The following is a 21,373-nucleotide window of genomic DNA, read 5'->3' on the forward strand; positions in this document are numbered from 1 at the left end:
TGCCGAGCGGCCGGCAGCGCCGGGCTTTAATCGGATATTAAACATATTATTTAAACATTTTTTTTGTCGGAACCGTTACACGAATCCCGGAAGAAAAAGTCATGCCGGAGGCAATTGCATTTTGCGCGGAAAGGCGGGAATTATCGGGATTTTTAAATATTGTCCAACTCAAGTCCTGTACAAAAGAAAGACTTGCCTCTCCTGCAGCTATAGGCGGACTTTGCCAGTTTATCCCGAAAAGCCCCGGAAAAACGGGAGCCTTAAGTTCGATTCCTTTTTCGCTAAGCTGCGGTTTACCGATGGTAAAGACGGGGCCTGCATATATACGGAAACCGTAGGGGACGGAGAGCGTAAAACGCAGAGGAAGGTGAGCAATCTTCATCGGGGGCATAATGCGGATATCAATACCTACCCCCGGCTGCAGCATCCACCTTGTGTACAGCATGTGCGCTTGAAAATAAACACCCCTGATATTAAAGCGGAAGCCGTCGGCTGTATAAAAGTTCCACGCCAGCCGGCCGGAAAAATCAAAGGCTGTATTCAGTATAAATTCGGTATTGTCCGACGGAACCTTTTCATCCGAAAGGGCCGTTTTATGTTCGGATCCATTTTTTCGTTCCGCAGAGGGCGCATCCGCAGCAGCCTTTTCACCGCTTTGTGCCGACGGTAAAAATTGACCGCAGGCGGCATATTTTTGCTTCCATGTCGTTTGATTTAAAGAAGAGACAATAACGCCCGTATTCGGCCCGTCGCTTACCGCATGAATAAATTGATTGTTTCCTATATATAAACCCGCATGAGTGATTTTTCCGCCGTCCCTGAAAAACAAAATATCGCCGGCTTCTTTTTTGGCATCGTTTACAATGCGGCAAAAAGAATACATTGCCGCCGCCGTGCGCGGAAGCTGTACCTGCGCCGCCTCGCGGGCAACCGTATAAATAAAGCCGGAGCAGTCCATACCCGTTACGGATAAGCCCCCGTAGCGGTACGGAACGCCGACATACTGCTTTGCCGATCTGATAACCTTTTCGCGCAGCGCCCGTGCCGAAGCGGCATCCGATTCCGATGCAAAACCCGGCGCGGGGGGCGCACTTTGTGCGGAAAGCAAGGCTGCACAAAGCAATGCGTACAGGGAAACGAATATAAAATAAATCCGATGTGCACAAACATGTGCGGCACCTTTGTTCTCAATTTGACGGAAAAATCTCATATATTAAATATCGGAGCTTTCGGTACAAGGCTCAAGGGAGAGCAAAGGTCTTTTGCTTTCGGCACAGCCGCTATACGGGGCAGAAGTTAGTTTCATATTATTTTAAGCTCTTGACTTATATATATCTTTACCGTATTCTAACGGTAAGGAGTATATAAATGAAAAAAATATTTTTAACTGTGCTTGTTGTTCTTTTGGCAGTAAGCCTTTTTGCCGCAGACAAAATGTCCTACAAGGCCGGTACCTATAAGGCTGCAGCCAAGGGTATGAACGGTGATGTAAACGTTCTCGTTACATTCAGCAAGTCGGCGATTAAAAAAATCGAAATCGGAAAACACTCGGAAACCCCTGGTATCTCCGATGCCCCGATTAAGCAAATCCCCGTACAGATTCTCAAAACCCAAAGTCTGGCAGTCGACACGGTAAGCGGTGCAACTCTTACATCCAAAGCTATTTTGGAAGCGGTTGCTTCGGCGGTTCAACAAGCCGGCGGCGATGTAAACGCTTTAAAAGCAAAAAAGAAATAAATACCGAAAAGGACTGTCTAAAGGCTGTAATTTTTGGACAGTCCAAAACCGTATGCGCGTTATGCCATAAAACAGCCGACGGCTTCAGCCGGAAGGCTCCTTCCTATAAAACCTTTTCCGAATTATTTTCTTTAAAAATCAACAACCCCGACGCAGAGCGTCGGGGTATTAAACCCTCCGCACGAATAAACAGAGTTAGAAGATAATAACACAACGCTCTTGACTTATATATACCTTTGGCTTATTCTGGGGACAGGAGTGTATCAATGAAAAAAATAATTTCAACTTTGCTTGTCGTTTTTCTGGCCGCAAGCCTTTTTGCGGGCGGCGGAAAAGAAAGCAACGGGTCGTACAAAGCCGGTACTTACACGGCTGCCGCCCAGGGTATGAACGGGGACGTAAACGTTACCGTTACATTTACCAAGTCGGCAATTAAAAAAATCGAAATCGGAAAACACTCGGAAACCCCCGGTATCTCCGATACACCGATTAAGCAAATCCCCGAACGGATTATTAAAACCCAGAGTTTGGCGGTTGATGCGGTTACGGGTGCAACCCTTACATCGAATGCGATTTTAGCCGCGGTTGCTTCGGCGGTTGAACAGGCCGGCGGTGATATAGCTGCGCTTAAAGGAAAAAAAGTTGCCGTTAAAGCCGGAAAAGCCGTAGAAAAATCGGCCGATGTCGTTGTTGTCGGAGGAGGCGGTGCGGGTTTATCGGCTGCAATTTCGGCAGCCCAAAACGGCGCAAAAGTCATTCTTATTGAAAAAACTCCCCTGCTCGGAGGCAACACTATCCGTGCAGGCGGTCCCTATAACGCGGTAGACCCCGCTCGTCAGGCAAACGTGCACCCCGCATCGGATGCGGCAATGGCGGGTATCGAACGCTTGTTGAAGGTTGAACCTAAAAACGACAAGCACAAAAAATATCAAGCCGAATTAAAAAAAGAACTTGATGCGTACAACGCGGAAAAGCCGAACCGTTTGTTCGACTGTGTCGCACTGCACATTTTGCAAACCTATGACGGAGGCGACTATGCCGGAAAGATTGAATTTATCGAAAAATTGTGCTCCGAATCCCTTTCGGCGGCCGAATGGCTGGAAAGCAACGGTTTGGTATGGCGCGATACTATTGTAACGGTTCCCGGCGGATTATGGCCCCGAGCGCACGTTCCCCAAAACGCTGCAGGTTCGGATTTTATCAATACCAACAAGGCGCTCGCCGATAAATTGGGTGTTGAAATTATTATGAACTGCAAAGGCGAAAGCCTGATTCAAAAAGACGGCCGCATTACGGGCATAAACGCCGTACAAAGCGACGGAACGCCCGTTGTATTGAATGCGAAAAAAGCGGTTGTACTTGCTTCCGGCGGTTTTGCGGCAAGTAAAACGCTGCGCAAAAAATACGATCCCCTCTTGGGTGAAAATCTTAAAACCACAAATAACCCTGCCAACGTCGGTGAAGGAATTTTGATGGCTGAAGCGGTAAACGCAAATCTTATCGGCATGGAATACATCCAGTGTCTGCCCCTGGGAAACCCCGAAACGGGCGGATTAAACGGGTGGATCGGCGGTATCGGCGTTGAATACTACTATCAGGTAAACAAAAGCGGTAAGCGCTTTATGGCGGAAGACGGACGCCGTGACGTTATGACTAAAGCCCTGCTTGAGCAGCCCGGCTCTTTCAGCTATGTTATTGCCGACAGCCATGTTACCTTTAAAAACGGTAAAAACCTCTGGGGCGACGATGTTGAAAAACTGGTTGCCGACAAAAAGATTTTCCGTGCCGATACGATTGAAGATTTGGCAAAACAAATCGGTATCGACCCTGCCGTTTTAAAGCAAACAAACGATGATTTTAACAGGGCCGTTGAAGCGGGAAAAGATCCCGAATTCGGACGCAACCTCTTCGGTGAAAAGATGGATAAGGCTCCCTTCTATGCATCGCCTCGTATGCCGACCGTTCACCACACGATGGGCGGTATTGAAATAAACCTGAAAGCTCAGGTTTTGGATAAAAACGGCAAGGTTATCCCCGGCTTGTACGCGGCGGGAGAAATTACCGGCGGTATTCACGGTAAAAACCGCTTGGGCGGAAACGCTTTGGTAGACATTCACGTATTCGGAAGAGTCGCCGGAGCAAACGCCGCAAAAGAATAAAGATTTAAAAGCTTTTATGCCGCTCGGCGGTATAAAAGTTTAAAACGCGGCGGGGCTGTCTGAAAAAAGTTTTGATTTTTCCGGCAGCCCTGTTTTATATCCGCAATTTTTTGTAAACGGATATTTTTTATATTAAGAAGGAAAAAATGAAAAGGATTTTTACACTGATTGTATTCAGTATGATTTTCTTGAGCGTATACGGCGGCTCAAGAGTAAAAGACGGAACTTTCAATGCAAAGGCAAATGCCCACAACGGTCCGATGGAAGTTTCCGTAACCTTTGCAAAGGGCAAAATCAAAACGGTAGATATCGTTTCGCATTTTGAATCGGTCGGAGTTCAAAGTGTTTTAAATACGGTGCCCGAACGTATCGTAAAAAACCAATCTTTAGCCGTAGATACGGTTTCGGGAGCAACCTTTGCCGGCCGGGCCGTTATAAGCGGAGTTTCCGAATGTATCAGTGCAGCCGGAGGCAATCCCGAAAAATGGAAAAAGAAAGTGCCTGCCGCTAAACCGGCGTCTTCTTCGTATTCGGCCGATGTTATCGTTATCGGTGCCGGCGGTGCGGGAATGAGTGCGGGTCTTGCGGCGCATCAGGCGGGAGCAAAAGTTATCATCATTGAAAAGCTCGGCTTTGCAGGCGGAAGTACGATTTTTTCGGCAGGCGCCTTTAACGGAGCGGATCCGGTACGGGGCCGGGCGACAAAGATGACAAAGACAAACCGGGATGCCGTTGAAAAGCTTTTACAAAAAGAACCTTTCGATGAATACGAAGCTTCTTTACAAAAAGCCGTACGCGCGCAGTTTGATGCACATTTAGAAAAAGGCAACGACTGGCTTTTCGACAGTCCCGAATTTCACGCTTTGCAAACCTATAACGGCGGTGATTATAAGGGCAGGCCCGAATTAATCGATATTCTGGCTAAAAAAGCTCCCGAAACGATTGACTGGGCAGCTTCAAACGGAGCCGTATTCAAAGATACCTTGGGAATGGCAACCGGCGCTTTGTGGCAGAGAAGTCATTACGGCACCAAAGATTTTCCGAACGGGACGACGGTCATTTATCCTGCCGAAAAATATATCAAAGAACATGACGGTATCGATTTACACACGGAAACGCGGGCCGTTGAACTGATTAAAGACGGAAGCAGGGTAGCCGGCGTAAAAGCAAAGATGAAAGGCTATGATGTTACTTATAAGGCATCAAAGGCCGTTATAATCGCAACGGGCGGATTCGGAGCCAACATCGATATGCGCCAAAAATACAATACACAGTGGGCGGATTTGGGCACAAAAATAGGATGTTCAAATCAAAGCCGCGCGGCACAGGGAGAGGGTATTGTTATGGCCGAAAAAGCCGGAGCGCAGTTAACCGACATGGGCTTTATCCAGCTCCATCCGAACGGAGAGCCCGGAACCGGCATGATGATGGGACAGCCTCACACGTCCGGATTAAACCGCATTTTCGTAAACAATAACGGAGAACGTTTTGTTGCCGAAGATGCCCGCCGCGATGTCCTGGTTAATGCGATTTATGCCCAGCCCGACGGTAATATGTGGATTGTGGCCGACGGTAACCGATATCCCGAAGGAGATCCGCTTATCGCCAACTTTGTAACGCTGGGTAAAACTTTAAAAGCCTCTTCGGTTAAAGAACTGGCGGAACTGATGAAGGTTCCCGCGGACAAACTGCAAAAGTCCATCGACGAATACAACAACATTGTCGACGGCTCGCCCGATAAGCTCGGTTTAAAGACATACGGCAAAAAACTGGGCAAAGCGCCCTTTTACGCGGCAAAACGGGTTCCCACCGTGCACCACACGATGGGCGGCTTAAAAATCGACACGGGTGCCCGTGTTTTGGATATGAACGACAAACCGATTCCGGGCTTGTATGCAGCAGGAGAAGTTACCGGCGGCATACACGGTGCAAACCGGCTCGGCGGAAACGCAATTACCGATATTTCGGTGTTCGGAAAAATTGCCGGAACAAACGCCGCAAAAGAATAAAGATTTAAAAGCTTTTGTACCGCTCGGCGGCATAAAAGCTTAAAATGCGGCGGGGCTGTCGGAAAGCAAAAGTTTTTCGGCAGCCCTTTTTTTTAAAAATACGCAATTCTGTAACCGCCGCATACGGAAAAACCGCAGGCTGCATACATTTTTTCGGCGCCGGGATTGGCGGTACGTACAAAGAGGACGGGAATGTAGTGCAGTCTTAATAATTCGGTACTCAACTGTCTGACCAAAAAAGAGGCAAGTCCTCGGCGGCGGCTTTCAGGCAGGGTATAGACGCCTCCGAGCCGCGCATAGTGCATGCCCAAAGCGGTTGTTGCGGCCATAGCCTCATATTCTCCCGTTTCGTTTTCCATGGCAAAAACAAGCTGATTTTTGAGACGCCGACTTAAAAGAAGACGCATGTCTTTATCGTTCAAAATCATGCCGGCCGGCAGCACTTCTTCAATATAATAGGCTTTCATTAAATCAAAAAGACGATCGGAATCGGCACGGGTACAGCGGCGCAGCCGGTAGCGCTTCAAGGTTTCATCTTTATAATCACAGGGGAAAGTTCCGGGATTCGCCGTCAAGGACATAAGTTTACATTCGCGGGCTTCCGTGTTTTTTTTTGACATACAGCTTTCCAAAAAAGCTCCCGCTTGTGTCCCTCCCATCATACTTGAAAGAGGGGGTACGGCACAATGATTTTCAAGAAATTCGGTACACAAGAACCGTAGTTCATCGGTATTCCGTACGGTTTCCCCGCAAAAACCGGAGTTGAAGGTACGGGTATTTTCATCGTTTTTTTCCATAAAGGGGAGGCAGTAATAAAGGAGTCCGGAAGAAGAATAAGATAACAGCCCCGCAATGCAAGTATCGCCGGACCCGTTGCCGCACAATTCCAATACAAAGCAAGCATTCCGAGCGGGAAGAGAAAAACGGAAACGGTCTTCAGGCCCGCTGCGCTGTACAAAAAGGGAAGATAGAGCCGTACAGCTGTATTCAAAATGATGTAAAAAATTCAAAATCTTCGGCACATCGTCCGGCCGTATCGGACGCAGAAAAAGGCGGCCTGCGTATTGTTTTTTATTTCCTCGGGCATCCCGGCGCTTCCCTTGGCCGGAATCCCGTCCGCGTATGCTATCGCAGCCGCTCACCGTTCCGCCTCCGCTCCGTGAAGCACATTCATATTTAAGGGCAAACGCCCCTTCGGAACAAAATCGCCCGCCAAAGCCGAAAAAACAGCCCGAAATGAAAACGGAGAATAACTGTATGCCAATAAAATCGTATCCGCCCAGGTAAAATCAAGAACATGAACGGGCTCCAAAACCGATATGACGATGAACTTTTTCCCCTGCCCGGAAAGACGGGCAGCTGCCCGAGAGACAACCCTTCGCGACGTATCGTTTGCAACGCAAAATATAATCGTATCAAAGCCGCGCGCAAGAGATGCCAATTCTTCGGCTTTTTCCCGTATTTGTTCGGCATCAAGCGTATAAGGGAAAAAAAAGTAACGCACACCGTCGTAGCTCCTGTCCGCCTCGGCAAAAAAGTCGCGGAACTGCCCTGCCGCAAGAATTTTGTCCGATGCGGCTTTTTCGGGAGAATAGGGTAAAAGACCGGCCTTATATGCGGTTATCGCTCGCGCGGCCTGCGCGGTAAAAAAAGTCTCCGCTTCGGGGTCGGGAACGGCGGAATCAATTCCCGTTATATCGGGAAAAAGCGGTACGGGATTTTCTCCCTTAAAATACTTTAATTTTGAAAGCACTACCCGCTTTGCCGCACGAAACACGGCTTGCCTGAATTTTAAATCGGTTTTCATGCGTTCTATATTATGATTCCATAAGGGTTCTTCCCATTGGGCGGTTGTCGATGAAATAACAATATCGTTTCCGGCTTCAACGGCAAGCGAAACGGCCGCAGACACTGCCCCCGTATACGAGGTAGCCCCGTTCATCATCATATCGTCGGTAATGATTAGGCCGTCAAAGCCCATTGTACCGCGCAGTAAATCCGTTAAAAAAAAGCCCGAAAGGGAGGCGGGTTTATTTCCTCCGACGATTTTCGGAAAATTCAAGTGTCCCGACATAACGGCGGGAATATGAGAGCGGATTAAATATTCAAAGGGTATCAATTCCCGCGAACGCAGCGTTTCCAAATCGATGTCTATAACCGGAAGCTTGCCGTGCGAGTCCGCCCCCGTATCGCCGTGGCCGGGAAAATGCTTTGCCGTCGGAATAACGCCTGCAGCCATGGAACCTGCGGCAAAAGAGGCACCCATTACTCCGCTGAAATGCGGATCATGGTCAAAGGAGCGGATGCCGATAACGCTTGAGTCGAAATTCGTGTATAAGTCCACCGTCGGCGCAAAATTCATATTTATGCCCAAGGCGCGCAATTCCTTTGCAATATAATAACCGCTGTACCATGCATCGGCCGGATAAGCGGAAGCTCCGATAGCCAAATTACCGGGCGTATCGCTCGTGCGTCCTTTTACGTGGCGGATGGGGCCTCCTTCCTGGTCCGTTGCAACATAGAGGGGAATTTTAAAACGGCCTGCCTGCGCTTTTTTTTGCAAAAGCGTTACCGCCCGGGCAACCTGCACTATATCGTCCGTATTCCAGCCGAATACCTTTACACTGCCCAACTCGCGTTCGCTTACCCAGCGGATTAAAAGCGGCGAAGCCTCCTGCCCGGCCCAGCCGAACATAAGTATTTGAGCAAATAATTCCTCATCGCTCATGCGCGAACAGATGGCATCGGCAAGTTCTTCATGCGGATAAGAGCTCCAAAAGTCGATTTTTTCCGTATCGGAAATAACCGCAAAAAGAGAAAAAACCGAAAAAAAAGCAAACGATAAAATAAGCGCACATATCCTATACGAGCGGAGGCATTTATGCGTAACGGTCATAAAAACAAGTATACATAAAATAAGGATTTAATACTAGACAAGACCGGAAAAAAAATATATACTGATTAAACATCCGATACGGCGCCATACCCAAGCGGTAAGGGAGCGGTCTGCAAAACCGTTATGCATCAGTTCGATTCTGATTGGCGCCTTCAGAGGCCGGCATTGTCAAAAAAGCGGAATGCTTTTAAGACAGTCCCGGCCTTTTTTGTCGGCCGAAACCGGTCCGGAAAAATCCTTTAAATCGCTCCCGCTTAATTCGGTACCGAATTCTTCTCGACCTCAAGAATTCTGATGTTTTTGAGCCTTTCGTTCAAAGACTTGCAGTCTTTTGTTGCCTCATTCAAAGCCATAACGCATCTGAAAGCACTGACAGCGTCTATATCCGCGCCGCCGACATACAGGGACTCTTTCTGCCGTTTAAAACCGTAGTCTGCGAATACTTTTTTTATTTCGGACTGCACGCCCTCATAAATTTGTACATCACCGTTTTCGGACGGGTTCCCTTCAAAATCATAGTGAATTGCATACATACTATATTACCTGAATACAGTATAAAAATTTTCGTTTATTTGGTCAATATTATAAATCTTTTGCACCGAAGGCACCGGGAAGCAGGCTTTGAATATTCGTTTTATGTATTTTACCCTTAAGATTTGCCAAAACGATTTCACAGTCGGCTCCGAGTTCCGAAATAACCTGACGGCAGGCACCGCAGGGAGAAATAACGTCTTCGGTTTGACCGACAACCGCAAGCTTGACAAAATCACCGCTTCGGCAGCCGTCGGCCAGAGCGGCAAAAAAAGCGGTACGCTCTGCGCAGTTCGTTAAGCCGTAAGAAGCGTTTTCGATATTACAGCCTTCATAAACCTTGCCGTCCTTTGTTTCCAAAGCGGCTCCCACTTTAAAATGAGAATACGGAACGTATGCTTTTTCACGCGCTTTTAAGGCGATTTGGAGCAATTCGGTATCGCTTTTCATTTTGAACCTTCGATAATCTTAATACCGCTGCTTGTTCCGAGCCGCATGACACCCATGTCTATGTATTTTTTTGCGGTTTGTGCATCGCGCACCCCGCCCGAGGCTTTTACCTTGGCTTTGTCCTTGACCGTATCGAGCATAAGCTGCGCATCTTCAAAGGTCGCTCCGCCGGTTCCGAAACCGGTCGAGGTTTTAACAAAATCCGCTTGTGCGGCAACGGAAAGCTCGCAGGCTTTGCGCTTTTCGTCGTCGGTTAAATAACAGGTTTCTATAATAACCTTAAGCACGGCGTTTCCGATTGCCGTTTTTATTGCGCGGATTTCATCTTCAACTTCTTTGTATTTTCCGTCTTTTAAAAATCCTACATTGATAACCATATCGATTTCCGCGGCACCGTTTTTAACCGCATTTTCGGCTTCAAAAACCTTGGCTTCGCGGCTCATCGCTCCCAGGGGAAAGCCTATAACGGAACAAACCTTAACATCCGTTCCCTTTAATTCACGGGATACGAGGGGGACCCAGCAGGAATTCACGCATACCGAACAAAACTTATATTCTTTTGCTTCGGCGCATAAACGGACAATATCCGCCTCACGGGCATCCGCCTTTAAAATCGTGTGATCAATGTACTGATTTGTATTCATTTTTTACTCCTATAAAAAGTCAAGACGAAAATGTCAACTTTCAATATATAATAAACGCTTATGCGTTTTTAGACTATCGGTTATTTTTATAAATTTATAAATACACCTTCTTTTTGCTTTCGTAACGCAAATAAGAAAGTACCGTAAATAACGGGAGTTTTGCCTTTCGCAATTACAAGGGGCAAAAATCAGGGTAAAGCGGGCGGCGCTATTTCAGACGCCCGCTTTAAACCTTTTACAAAGCCATACCGCCGATTATCTTTATGCGGCCGTCGACTTTCGGTACAATGGGCTGAACCAAAGTTTGCACATAATCGATTACGACATCGCTTAAAAGCATCGAGGTATTAAACGTTTCCGTCGCTTCCTTAAAAACAAGGTAACCGTCGCCGCCTCCTGCAAGATAATCGTTTACGGCTATCTTATAAGAGCGCGAAAAATCAATGGGCTTCCCTCCTATCGTTACATCCTGTATTTTACCCGCATCGTAATTAAGCGTCATTTTAACTTCTTTGGAAACCTGTGCAAAGGCTCCGGCTCCCTGCGGAATCGTTCCTATAAAATCGAACAATTTAACGACATCCGCGCCCTTCAGTGTTACAACGTAAACGCGGTTTTCAAAGGGTAAAACCGTTAAAATATCTTCACGAGTAACGTCTCCTTCGGGCAAGTGAGTGCGGATATTGCCGCCGTTGGTTATCGCAAAGTCGACGGGAACGCCGATTGAAGCAAGATACGCGGTTTGCGCATCGCATACCAAATTGCCCAAAGCGATTTCTTTTTTGCGGCTCAGCTTGCTTCCGAACTCGAATTCGGCGGCGGTTTTTATAACAACCTCTTTTAAGCTCGCATCGGCCTTTTCTTTATAGGGTTTAAGTAAGGCGATGATTTCAGGATCGGGCGGAAAGGCGGCCGTAGTAATTTCAACGGGAGTCCAATCGAAGGAAATTAAAGCCCCGTTTTTTACGGTTATGCGGCCTCTTCCCATAAATTTACCCCATTCATTGGCCGAAACGATGTAGGTATTGCCGACACGCACCGGTTTTTCGAATTTTGCATGGGAGTGACCGTCGATAAATAAATCGATACCGGGAACGCTTTCGGCTATCATAAGAGAAGTAGTGTGGTCTTCCGATTCCTTTATGTTGCCGACGTGCCCGACAACAATAACGATATCGCACTTTTTTTTGTTCCGCAATTCCGCAACTATTTTACGGGCAGCTTCAATTTCGTCGATAAAGGTAAGGCTTTTATCGGGCTGGGCGATAACCTGAGTGCGCAGTGTGGTAAGTCCCATAATGCCGACGCGGAAACCTTCAAAATCCTTGATGATATAGGGCTTTACAAAATACGAACTCCCCTTTTTTATGTTTGCCGAAATCCACGGAAATTCCGACCATGAAATTTGCTTTTCCAATTTTTCCAATGTCGAATCGAATTCGTGGTTACCCAGAGCAACCGCATCATAGCCGATTTTATTATAGGCACGGATATCCGGTTCTGCATGGAACATGTTTGACAATGCGCTTCCCGCATTCATATCGCCCGCATCCAAAACAAGGACGTTTTTTCCCGTATTCCGCACGCTCTTTATAAAGGTTGCCCGCTCGGCAAGACCTCCCTTCCCTTCTTTGGCAAGCGGACTGCCGTGATGATCGTTTGTATGCAGCACGGTTAAAATATACTCGGCATTTGCATCCCGCCGGCGTGCGGTTGCACAACCGAACAACATAAAAATCGCCGCAAATACGGCAATTACCGAAAATGTTTTTCTCATACTCACGCCTCCTCTAGGATAATTATACAACGTATTCATAGCAGCGTAAAGGAGATTTTCGGCGTATCGGAAAAAAGTGTTCGCTAAGAAAATCGCTTGCTAAATAGTACGATTTATAGTATTATTTATAAAAGAGGACATTGTAATGGATATGACAATTACGGCAAACGATTTAAAAGTTCGGGGAGTAAATCTTATCGACTCGGTTGTTGAAAAAAATCACAATGCAATTATTACCGTTCACGGAAAAGAAAAATATGTTGTTTTAAAAATTGACGATTATAACCGTATGCGGGAATTGGAACTTGAAGCCGCCATTCGGGAATCAAAGGCCGACCTTGCAGCAGGCAGGTTTTATACGGACGGAGTGGAAGCTCATATTGAAAGAGTAACGAATGTATAAATTGATTTTTACCGAGTCCTATGAAAAAAGAGCGCGAGCCTTTTTAAAAAAACACGGTAATTTAAAAAATCAGTATGAAAAAACGCTTCAGCTTTTGGAATTAAACCCCTATCATCCGTCATTGCGCCTTCATAAATTTTCGGAATTATTTTCCGTGTCGATTAATATGCAGTACAGAATAGCGATTGATTTTCAAATCAATGAAAAAGAAATTATCCCTATCGATGTCGGAAGTCATAAAACAATTTATAAGAGCTGACTTCTTCTACCAACCTAAAATATCTTTGCGGTGGGCACGGCCGACGTGTTCAATGTTTTCGGCAAGCGAAAGAGAACTGTGCGACCTTTCTTTTAAATCGATTAAAAAGCGGTTCATCGAAAAATGCTGATAGACAAACACCTGCGACGCACAGCCGGATTTTCTCTCGGACGGTGCAGATACTGAAATCGGCGCAGGTGCAGCCCGTGCGGAACATTCGGCATAGGCCGCATTTAAAGCATCGCGGTACACCGAAAAAAGGCCGCGCTCGCGAAGTTCGGCATAACCGATAAGCCAAAGCTTGCAGGGGTTTCCCGTATCATCGGCCTCGTACAATGCGCGGTGCAGGCGGACGGTTGCGCGGGCAAGCCGGATTTGGCTTTCCTCTATAATTTCGGCAAAAAGGGGATTGCCTTCTTTGATGATGAGTGCAAGCTCCTTTGTTTTTGCCGTATGAAGGGGCGTTTTATTCAATATGAGTACGTTTTTGCGAAAATCGATGTTCAGCTCCGGATTTTTACGGAAAAACCCGTCGGCGATTTTCCCCGATTGGCCGACCAGATAGCGGCGGTTACGCGCAAGCTGCTCGTCTTTTCCGGGATTGTCGCCGATTAAAATAATGCGTATATCGTCCGTCTTTTGAATGTCGTCGAGCGCGCTGTTATACACGAGAGGCGTGTCCAAAGAATAGAGCGGAACGCCGTCCCTGTCCGCCGCCCTTTTTTGAAGGCTTTGCAGTTGGTCAAGGAGTCCCGCCTCTTCGATTTGAGCCTGCCACGCGCTCACCTGTGATTTAAAATCGGTTTTAAATTCCTGCAAAGCGCGCCATTGTGCGTCGTTCATAGTATGTGCAAATTGAACCTTATTCAGCTTTCCGCACGCGGATTACTTAAACTCAAACACAACCTTGACGGTAACCGACACTTCCGTTTCGCCGGGTGTAATCGGGGTCGAAACGGCGCTTGTCTTCATAGCTCTTTCTTCAAGGGCATAATCGGCCGAATTGCGGTAAGCCGAATGATTTTGGTATTCTTCGATAAAAAGCGCTTTACCGAGTTTTTTACCTGATGCCTTGCTTAAGGTTTCGGCCGCATTTTGTGCGTGTAAAAAAGCCTGCTTACGCGCTTGTTCGTATGCCGTCGATGTGTCATTCGCATAAAACGAAATATCCGAAAGCTCGTTTGCTCCGGCCTGTAAAGCCGCATCGATGATTTTTCCCGTCTGCGCAATGTCGCGCACGGTAACGGTCAGGTTATTGCTTACGCGGTAACCGCGAAATTCGTTTGTACCCGTGTTTGAATTATAGCGCGATTGACGGTATACGCTGTAGTCGCGTGTCGCCGTATCTTCTGCGGCGATTCCCGCTTTTTGAACGGCCTTTATAACGGCGTCCATAAGTTCGGCGTTTTTTAAAGCGGCTTGGGCGGCTTCGTTGTCTTCGGTAACCACGGCAAGGCGTATGCGCGCCGTATCCGGCTTAATGCTTACAATACCCGTTCCCGTAACCTGTACACCCGTGTTTTCAGGTTTTGACGCGGCAAAAAGCATAGTACCCGCAAGCACAAATGCAAGGCTCATTGCACTGATTTTTAACAGTCCGTATTTTTTCATATAACCTCCGATACAGTATAAACACTTGAGCATACAAAAGGCTACAAAAATCGGCAGGTCTCGGAAGAAAGGCTGTCTACAGTGAAAAAGTTTCTCCGTATTTTACGATGTCGACGTCGTTGTAGCCGTTTGTGTTCAGGTAATTTAAAAAGGTTTCCTGAACCCCCTTTTCTCCGTGTACCATAAAGATTTTTTTAAGGCGTGAGGTGTCGATACTGTCGAGCCATTCTTTACATTCCGCATAGTCGGCGTGGGCACTGAAGGCGGCGATACGGTGAACTTCGGCATTCACCTTGTACCATTCGCCCATTATGCGCACCTCTTTGTGTCCGTCGGCTATGCGGCGGCCGAGGGTATTTTCCGCCATGTAACCGACAATCAGCACCGTGTTTTCGCTTTGTGAAATATTGTTTGCAAGATGATGAACCACCCGGCCGGCTTCACACATACCGTCGGCGGAAATGATAATCATGGGGCCGCTTTTTTTATTCAAGAGTTTCGACTCGTCAACGTTGGTAATAAACGACAGGGCATTAAAACCGAAGGGGTTTTTGTGGTGGGTTAAAAAAGCGTTGAAGGTTTCCTGATCGTAACATTCCGGGTGTATTTGAAAAATGCTTGTGGCATTGGTCGCCATCGGAGAATCCACATAAATCGGAATTTCGGGAATTCGCTTTTTATCGACCAGCAAATGAAAGTAGTATACAAGCTCCTGGGTGCGTTCTATGGCAAAGGCGGGGATGATGATTTTTCCCTTTGTTGCAACCGCACGGCGTACAACCTGCTCCAATTCATTCATTGCAATATCGGAACCTTCGTGCAGGCGGTCTCCGTAGGTGCTTTCCAAAAAAATGTAGTCGGGGGCGGGAATATTCGTGTCGGGGTCGCGGATAATAGCCTTATTTTTCCGGCCCAAATCGCCCGTATATGCAATGCGGATATCGCCGCCTTTTTGATTTTTTATCGTTACCATCGCTATGGCCGAACCGAGAATATGACCGGCGTCAAAAAATTCCAATTCAACATCGGGGGCGATATACATTTTACGCTGATATGAGAGGGCGACAAACTGATTGGCGGTGAGCACAACGTCTTTTTCGTTAAAAAGAGGCTGCCAGGTAAAGGTTTCCTTTTTTTTGGCGGCCTGTTTGCGCAAATATTCGGCATCGCGGGCTTGAATGCGGGCGCTGTCCATCATAATAAGGTTTGCCAAGTCTCTGGTTGCGCCCGTCGAATAGATATTGCCGCGGAAGCCCTTTTTTACCGCTAAGGGTAAGAGGCCGCAGTGGTCGAAATGGGCGTGAGTTAAAATAACCGCTTCCAGTTTATCCGCGGGAACATCGAATCTGCGGTTTTTTTCATCGGCTTCTTTACGTTTTCCCTGAAAAGCTCCGCAGTCAACCATAAAAGGGCGGCCGTCAACTTCAAAGATATGCTTTGAGCCTGTTACTTCCTGCGCGGCTCCTAACGAATACAGCGAAACACTCATACATATATAGTAACATCAAAAACCGCTTTTTGCAACGCAGCTTTTTACCCTTTACAGAAACCGTATCTTTTTCATATAATTCCGTATGACGTTCAAACGAAAACATCACATCGCCTTGTGCGCCCTTTTACTTTGTGCCGTCCTCATACCTGCCGCGGAACTGCAGCAAAAAAGACCGAGCGTAGCCTTGGTTCTTGCAGGAGGCGGGGCACGCGGTTTTGTACATATTCCTTTTTTAGAACTCATAGATGAATTGGGCATTCCCGTCGATATGATTGTCGGAACCAGTGCGGGCGCCATTATCGGCGGTTTGTATTGTGCAGGATATACACCGAGTGAAATCCGTGATTCGGTACTCTATCTGGATTGGACCGATATATTCCGCAACGATAATTTTTCTCCGTTTGAACATGCCTTAAACGAACACGGAATTCCGGCAAACCCTCTCGCTTTAAAACTCGGCGCGGATTTTTCCCTTAATTTAGGCAAGGGAATTCTTACCGGTCAAAAGGCCTTTGATCAATTAAAAAGTCTGACGGTCAAAATACCTTCATATATCGATTTTGACAGTTTGCCTGTTTCGTTCCGTGCCGCTTCAACGGACTTACTGAGCGGCGAGTTAGTTATTTTTGAACAGGGCGATTTAACCGAAGCAATGCGTGCTAGCATGAGCATTCCCGGTTTTTTTGAACCCTTTGACATCGACGGCCGTCAGTATATTGACGGCAGTGTACGCGATAATTTTCCCGTCAAAGCGGCAAAGAATCTCGGTTATGATATTATCATCGGTATCGAAATCTCAAACCCGCTTAAAAAAGAGAGCGGAGACCTCGACTCCAGCCCGCTGAAGGTTCTCGAACAGATGACTTCAATGCAGCAGGTTATACGCGGAAAAGAGGATTACAAACTCACCGATTTGACTATGTTTCCGGATATCCGCGATTTTTCGATGCTCGATTATCTTCGTGCCGAAGAAATTTATAACCGCGGCAAAGCGGAAGCCGAGCGCTACAGGGGCGCTCTATCGGAGTTGAAAAAAAAGATTTTTTCCCTATCGGATGAATCCGCCGAAAAAAAGCAAAACTCCGAACCGGAAGAAAATCAAACCTTCATCTTTATTGAAGAAAATAAAAATAATCGGCAAAAGAGTATTTATGCAAATCTGCCCTATGCCTGTCCCGACACCTTGATTTTAAAAGGCTGTAAACAATCCGACAAACATTATATAGAACACTTGTTTACGCGTATGGCGGGTAAACCCTTTACAAAAGAAGCCTGGCACCGTCTGAGTGCGGCCGTAATAGATACGGGTAATTACACTGCAGCGGTTCCCCGAATCGACGTGCGCGGCGGCAAAAACGTACTTGAGCTGTACTTACATCAAAAACCCGATGAAAACGGTTTGCTTTTGCAAAGCTTGAATTTTGCAGGAACGGCAAGTTCGGCATCATCGGCCGTTCTTACCCTGTCTACAGCCTTACAATTCAGAGGTTTAAGCGGAACCGGTTCGGCTTTGTCTTTAAAGATATCTTATGTAAACAATACCGCTTTGGAATTTTTGTTTTTCCGGCCTTTGGGACCTAAAGCTTTTTTTCAAACCGAAGTTTCGGTATCGCATGAACCCGAATTTTTTTCAAGCAATTTCGACTTTCATCCGGCAGGCGGCAGCCTTATACGACGCGCGGGCTTGGAAACCGGAGTCGGTATTTTATTCAATCAGCGCCACACACTTTTAAATAAGGCCGGTCTATATTGGCTCGACACACGTCAAGCGGTACCGGAACACAGTCCTTGGCTCTTTGATGCCTACAATAAAACCGGCTTTGATTTTGCGGCGGAACTTTCAACATGTTACACATTCAGCAATTTAAACTACCGCACCTTTCCGACACGCGGCTTTTTTTCGGCGACGCAGCCTTCGGCGGTTTTTCCCTTGGGCGGCGATTATAAGACCGCCGCCTTTGAGCGTATAACAACGGACTTTACCGCCGCAATTCCGCTTTCATCCCGTATAACGGTTTTATGCAGTCTTTTTGCAGGAAGCAGCCCTTCGGAGCTGCTAAAAAAAGTGCCTTCTCTGATTCCCGTGTACGGTTTTAATTTAAAAGACAGAATGTTTTTTCCCCATGTTACGGCAAAACGGAAATTCGGTGTACACAAGGCGTCTGCGTCCTTGAGCCTTCAAATTCAGCCTTGGGAACAGCTTACCGTTTTGGGCGGACAGATATTTTTTTCGGTCAACGGGGCTGTCGGCGACGTATGGCCGGATTACGAAAGTTTTTTATACAAACCCGATTTGGCATGGCGTGCTTCAGCCGGAGCGGGACTGCGCATAAAAGATATGTTCGGCATGAGAGTCTGCGCCGGTGCGGGAAATTCGGACGGTAAAATATCGCCCTTTATTTCCTGCGATTTCGGCAATATCCTGTATTAAAATATTTACATTTTCGGCATTTGCGTATATAATAATTTTATCTGACACAAAGAAGCGGACGACAAAGGCTTCTGCATGAAAGATACCTTCAATTTTTTTTCATCCTGCGTACCCCGTGCGGTATCTTTCAGTGAATTTCGTGTCATACAAAAACGTTTTGAAAGAGGTTCCGTATGGAAACACGGGTTGCGGTTATGAGCGTTATCGTCGAAAATCCCGATTCGGTAGCGATGCTGAATGAGCTTTTACACGAATACAGCTCCTATATCATCGGCAGGATGGGAATCCCCTACCGCGAAAAAAACATCAATATTATCAGCATTGCCCTCGACGCTCCGCAAAATACGCTTTCAAGCCTTGCGGGAAAAATCGGCAATTTAAACGGTGTGAGCGTAAAGACGGCCTATTCCAGCGTCATCGGTACGGATACAAAAAAGTGACGGACATCCTCACCCTTATCGACACATTGACTCGGCGGCGTTCTCTTTCCCTGAGTGAATACGAAGCTCTTATCACCCAACGGACAAATGAAGCCTCACGTATCCTTGCAGAGAAGGCGGACAAAATAAAAAAAAGCGTATACGGCAACGGCGTATTTATCCGCGGTCTTATTGAAATAAGCAATTTTTGTAAAAACGACTGCCTTTACTGCGGTATAAGGCGCAGCAATAAGGACTGCGAGCGTTACCGTCTGAGCGAAGAAGAAATTATAAACTGTGCCCGTACCGGTTATGAGCTGGGCTTTCGGACCTTTGTGATGCAAGCCGGAGAAGACCCTTTTTTTACGGACGATTTTTTATGTTCGCTGATACGTAAACTGAAGACGCTGTTTCCCGACTGCGCGCTTACCCTTTCTTTGGGAGAGCGCAGCTTTGAAAGCTATAAAAAGCTTTTCGACGCGGGAGTTGACCGCTACCTTTTGCGCCACGAAACCGCCGATAAGGCTCATTACGAAAAATTGCATCCTGCCGAACTATCCTATGAAAACAGAATGCGCTGTTTACAAGAACTGAAAAAAATAGGCTTTCAAACGGGCTGCGGTTTTATGGTCGGCTCCCCCTACCAAACGCCGGCTTCTCTTGCTCAGGATTTAAAATTTATCGAAGAATTTAAGCCGGCTATGTGCGGCATCGGCCCCTTTATTCCGCATAAAAAAACGCCGTTTAAAGACGAGCCGGCCGGTACGGTCGAGTTAACCTGCTATCTTTTGTCCGTTATACGAATCATTCATCCTCACGTGCTTTTGCCCGCAACAACGGCTTTGGACAGTATAGATCCCGAAGGGCGCATAAAGGGGATTGCAGCGGGAGCAAATGTGGTTATGCCCAATCTTTCTCCTTCAAACGTACGAAAAAAATATGAATTATATAATAATAAAGCACACACGGGAGCCGAAGCCGCGGAAAACAAAAAATTATTGGACGAACAACTGCGCGGCGCAGGCTATAGAACGGTAATCGGCCGGGGTGATTTTTGCACAACTCCGGCTTCCGATACAAAAGAGGTATCTTATGGCACAGTACAATCCGAAGTCTTTGCATGCACAAGAGTTCATCAATGACGAAGAAATCCGCGAAACCCTTGAGCACGCGGAAGCTCACAAAAACGACGAAGCGCTGATCGACGGGATTCTCGAAAAAGCGCGGCCTAAACAAAGCGGAACGGGATTCCGTTGTGCAGGTCTTACACACAGGGAAGCCTCGGTTTTGCTTGCCTGCGAAATACCGGAAAAGGTGCAAAAGATTTATCACATTGCAAACGAAATAAAGCAAGCCTTTTACGGAAACCGAATCGTTATTTTTGCGCCCCTGTATTTATCCAACTATTGCGTAAACGGCTGCGTATACTGCCCTTATCACTACGCGAATAAACATATCCGGCGCAAAAAACTCACTCAAAAAGAAATAGAAGACGAAGTAATCGCCCTGCAAAACATGGGACACAAGCGGCTTGCCGTTGAGTCGGGCGAAGATCCTGTCAATAATCCTATCGAATACATCCTCGAAAGCATAAAAACCATATATTCGGTAAAGCATAAAAACGGGGCAATCCGCAGGGTAAACGTCAATATTGCCGCAACCACGGTCGAAAATTACCGCAAGCTCTGCGAAGCCGAAATAGGCACCTATATTTTGTTTCAGGAAACCTATCATAAACAAAGTTACGAAAAACTGCACCCGACCGGCCCGAAGCATAACTATGAGTATCACACCGAAGCTATGGACAGGGCTATGGACGGCGGTATAGACGATGTGGGCTTGGGTGTATTGTTCGGCTTGGAAATGTATAAATACGAATTTGCAGGCCTTCTTATGCACGCAGAGCACCTTGAAGCCGTTCACGGAGTGGGACCGCATACAATCAGTGTTCCGCGCATCAAAAAAGCCGACGGTGTGGATCCTTCGGCCTTTGACAACGGAATAGACGACGAGATTTTTGCAAAGATAACCGCCTGTATCCGCCTTGCCGTTCCTTATACGGGTATTATTATTTCCACGCGCGAAAGCGAAACGGTGAGGGGCAAGCTCCTCGATCTGGGCGTTTCCCAAATAAGCGGAGCCTCGCGCACTTCCGTCGGCGGATACACCGACACGGAACGGCCGCACGACACCGAGCAGTTCGATGTATCGGATCAAAGAAGCTTGGACGAAATTGTGTGCTGGCTTATGGAAACGGGGCATATTCCCTCGTTTTGTACGGCATGTTACCGGATGGGACGCACGGGCGACCGTTTTATGAGCTTGTGTAAAAGCGGTCAAATCCTTAACTGCTGTCATCCGAATGCATTGATGACCCTGTCCGAATATCTGGAAGATTACGCTTCGGCGCCCACAAAGAATATCGGTTATACTATGATCCGTAAAGAAGTCGAACGGATTCCGAGAGAAAAGGTGCGCGCAAAAGCCGTGGAAAACATCGAAAGCATAAAAACCGACAACCGGCGCGACTTTTATTTTTAATGTGAGGGAATACA

At 47.0% G+C, this 21,373-nt stretch carries 19 protein-coding genes and 1 tRNA gene; 10 read left to right on the forward strand and 10 right to left on the reverse strand.

Translation table 11 applies throughout. The features are described from left to right. Nucleotides 1-46: 46 nt before the first annotated feature. Nucleotides 47-1,210 (reverse strand): C40 family peptidase, encoded by a 1,164-nt coding sequence (locus tag V1L52_RS12725; protein ID WP_428770164.1) that lies wholly within the window; start codon nt 1,208-1,210, stop codon nt 47-49. A 158-nt stretch (nt 1,211-1,368) separates the two neighbouring features. On the opposite strand from V1L52_RS12725, the gene V1L52_RS12730 reads away from it, so the two are divergent. The 3 genes from V1L52_RS12730 (at nt 1,369) to V1L52_RS12740 (ending at nt 5,905) form a co-directional block, all read left to right on the forward strand. Then, nucleotides 1,369-1,737, forward strand: a complete 369-nt coding sequence (locus V1L52_RS12730; RefSeq protein ID WP_428770165.1) for an FMN-binding protein — start codon at nt 1,369-1,371, stop codon at nt 1,735-1,737. A gap of 266 nt (nt 1,738-2,003) precedes the next feature. Further along, on the forward strand, nt 2,004-3,896 hold the full coding sequence (locus V1L52_RS12735; RefSeq protein WP_428770166.1) for a flavocytochrome c: 1,893 nt from the start codon (nt 2,004-2,006) through the stop codon (nt 3,894-3,896). Nucleotides 3,897-4,042: 146 nt separating this feature from the next. Continuing rightward, nucleotides 4,043-5,905, forward strand: coding sequence for a flavocytochrome c (locus V1L52_RS12740; protein ID WP_428770167.1), 1,863 nt, complete (start codon nt 4,043-4,045; stop codon nt 5,903-5,905). Between the two features lie 92 nt (nt 5,906-5,997). Here V1L52_RS12740 and V1L52_RS12745 read toward each other — a convergent pair whose 3' ends face one another. Both V1L52_RS12745 and V1L52_RS12750 read right to left on the reverse strand, forming a co-directional pair. Beyond that, a complete protein-coding gene (locus V1L52_RS12745; protein ID WP_428770168.1) occupies nt 5,998-7,047 on the reverse strand; it encodes a GNAT family N-acetyltransferase in 1,050 nt (349 codons plus the stop codon). Beyond that, nucleotides 7,044-8,801, reverse strand: coding sequence for a glycoside hydrolase family 3 protein (locus tag V1L52_RS12750; protein ID WP_428770169.1), 1,758 nt, complete (start codon nt 8,799-8,801; stop codon nt 7,044-7,046). The genes V1L52_RS12745 and V1L52_RS12750 overlap by 4 nt, the downstream gene beginning before the upstream one ends. Before the next feature lie 80 nt (nt 8,802-8,881). Here V1L52_RS12750 and V1L52_RS12755 point away from each other — a divergent pair. After that, nucleotides 8,882-8,953: transfer RNA gene (locus V1L52_RS12755), tRNA-Cys, on the forward strand. A gap of 102 nt (nt 8,954-9,055) precedes the next feature. On the opposite strand, the gene V1L52_RS12760 is transcribed toward V1L52_RS12755, so the two are convergent. From V1L52_RS12760 to V1L52_RS12775, 4 genes are all read right to left on the reverse strand, one after another. Continuing rightward, nucleotides 9,056-9,334, reverse strand: coding sequence for a hypothetical protein (locus tag V1L52_RS12760; protein WP_428770170.1), 279 nt, complete (start codon nt 9,332-9,334; stop codon nt 9,056-9,058). Between the two features lie 49 nt (nt 9,335-9,383). After that, the gene (locus V1L52_RS12765; protein WP_428770171.1) at nt 9,384-9,782 is read right to left on the reverse strand and encodes a cytidine deaminase; all 399 of its coding nucleotides are present in this window, start codon (nt 9,780-9,782) and stop codon (nt 9,384-9,386) included. After that, complete coding sequence (gene deoC / locus V1L52_RS12770; protein ID WP_428770172.1) at nt 9,779-10,426, reverse strand: deoxyribose-phosphate aldolase; 648 nt, start codon at nt 10,424-10,426, stop codon at nt 9,779-9,781. The genes V1L52_RS12765 and deoC overlap by 4 nt, the downstream gene beginning before the upstream one ends. Before the next feature lie 235 nt (nt 10,427-10,661). Continuing rightward, on the reverse strand, nt 10,662-12,203 hold the full coding sequence (locus tag V1L52_RS12775) for a bifunctional metallophosphatase/5'-nucleotidase (RefSeq protein WP_428770173.1): 1,542 nt from the start codon (nt 12,201-12,203) through the stop codon (nt 10,662-10,664). Nucleotides 12,204-12,348: 145 nt separating this feature from the next. Here V1L52_RS12775 and V1L52_RS12780 point away from each other — a divergent pair, with 145 nt between their 5' ends. Both V1L52_RS12780 and V1L52_RS12785 read left to right on the forward strand, forming a co-directional pair. After that, entirely contained in the window at nt 12,349-12,606 is a 258-nt protein-coding gene (locus V1L52_RS12780) for a type II toxin-antitoxin system prevent-host-death family antitoxin (protein WP_428770174.1), read from the forward strand. Continuing rightward, nucleotides 12,599-12,865: a type II toxin-antitoxin system RelE/ParE family toxin gene (locus V1L52_RS12785; RefSeq protein ID WP_428770175.1), complete on the forward strand. Its 267-nt coding sequence runs from the start codon at nt 12,599-12,601 to the stop codon at nt 12,863-12,865. Before V1L52_RS12780 ends, V1L52_RS12785 begins: the two co-directional genes overlap by 8 nt. Nucleotides 12,866-12,871: 6 nt before the next feature. Here the strand turns inward: V1L52_RS12785 and V1L52_RS12790 are convergent, their stop codons facing one another. The 3 genes from V1L52_RS12790 to V1L52_RS12800 form a co-directional block, all read right to left on the reverse strand. Beyond that, nucleotides 12,872-13,708, reverse strand: a complete 837-nt coding sequence (locus V1L52_RS12790; protein ID WP_428770176.1) for a hypothetical protein — start codon at nt 13,706-13,708, stop codon at nt 12,872-12,874. A gap of 42 nt (nt 13,709-13,750) precedes the next feature. After that, a complete protein-coding gene (locus V1L52_RS12795; protein WP_428770177.1) occupies nt 13,751-14,476 on the reverse strand; it encodes an SIMPL domain-containing protein in 726 nt (241 codons plus the stop codon). 76 nt (nt 14,477-14,552) lie between these two features. After that, the gene (locus tag V1L52_RS12800) at nt 14,553-15,965 is read right to left on the reverse strand and encodes an MBL fold metallo-hydrolase RNA specificity domain-containing protein (protein WP_428770178.1); all 1,413 of its coding nucleotides are present in this window, start codon (nt 15,963-15,965) and stop codon (nt 14,553-14,555) included. A gap of 85 nt (nt 15,966-16,050) precedes the next feature. On the opposite strand from V1L52_RS12800, the gene V1L52_RS12805 reads away from it, so the two are divergent. The 4 genes from V1L52_RS12805 (at nt 16,051) to hydG (ending at nt 21,359) form a co-directional block, all read left to right on the forward strand. Continuing rightward, complete coding sequence (locus tag V1L52_RS12805; RefSeq protein ID WP_428770179.1) at nt 16,051-18,399, forward strand: patatin-like phospholipase family protein; 2,349 nt, start codon at nt 16,051-16,053, stop codon at nt 18,397-18,399. Nucleotides 18,400-18,572: 173 nt separating this feature from the next. After that, nucleotides 18,573-18,839 (forward strand): TM1266 family iron-only hydrogenase system putative regulator, encoded by a 267-nt coding sequence (locus V1L52_RS12810; RefSeq protein WP_428770180.1) that lies wholly within the window; start codon nt 18,573-18,575, stop codon nt 18,837-18,839. Beyond that, entirely contained in the window at nt 18,836-19,960 is a 1,125-nt protein-coding gene (gene hydE, locus V1L52_RS12815) for a [FeFe] hydrogenase H-cluster radical SAM maturase HydE (protein ID WP_428770181.1), read from the forward strand. Before V1L52_RS12810 ends, hydE begins: the two co-directional genes overlap by 4 nt. Then, nucleotides 19,911-21,359 (forward strand): [FeFe] hydrogenase H-cluster radical SAM maturase HydG, encoded by a 1,449-nt coding sequence (hydG, locus tag V1L52_RS12820; protein ID WP_428770182.1) that lies wholly within the window; start codon nt 19,911-19,913, stop codon nt 21,357-21,359. The genes hydE and hydG overlap by 50 nt, the downstream gene beginning before the upstream one ends. Nucleotides 21,360-21,373: the final 14 nt, after the last annotated feature.

It is taken from the genome of Treponema sp. HNW (assembly GCF_050320395.1).
In the GTDB taxonomy this organism is placed as follows: Bacteria; Spirochaetota; Spirochaetia; order Treponematales; family Treponemataceae; genus Treponema_C.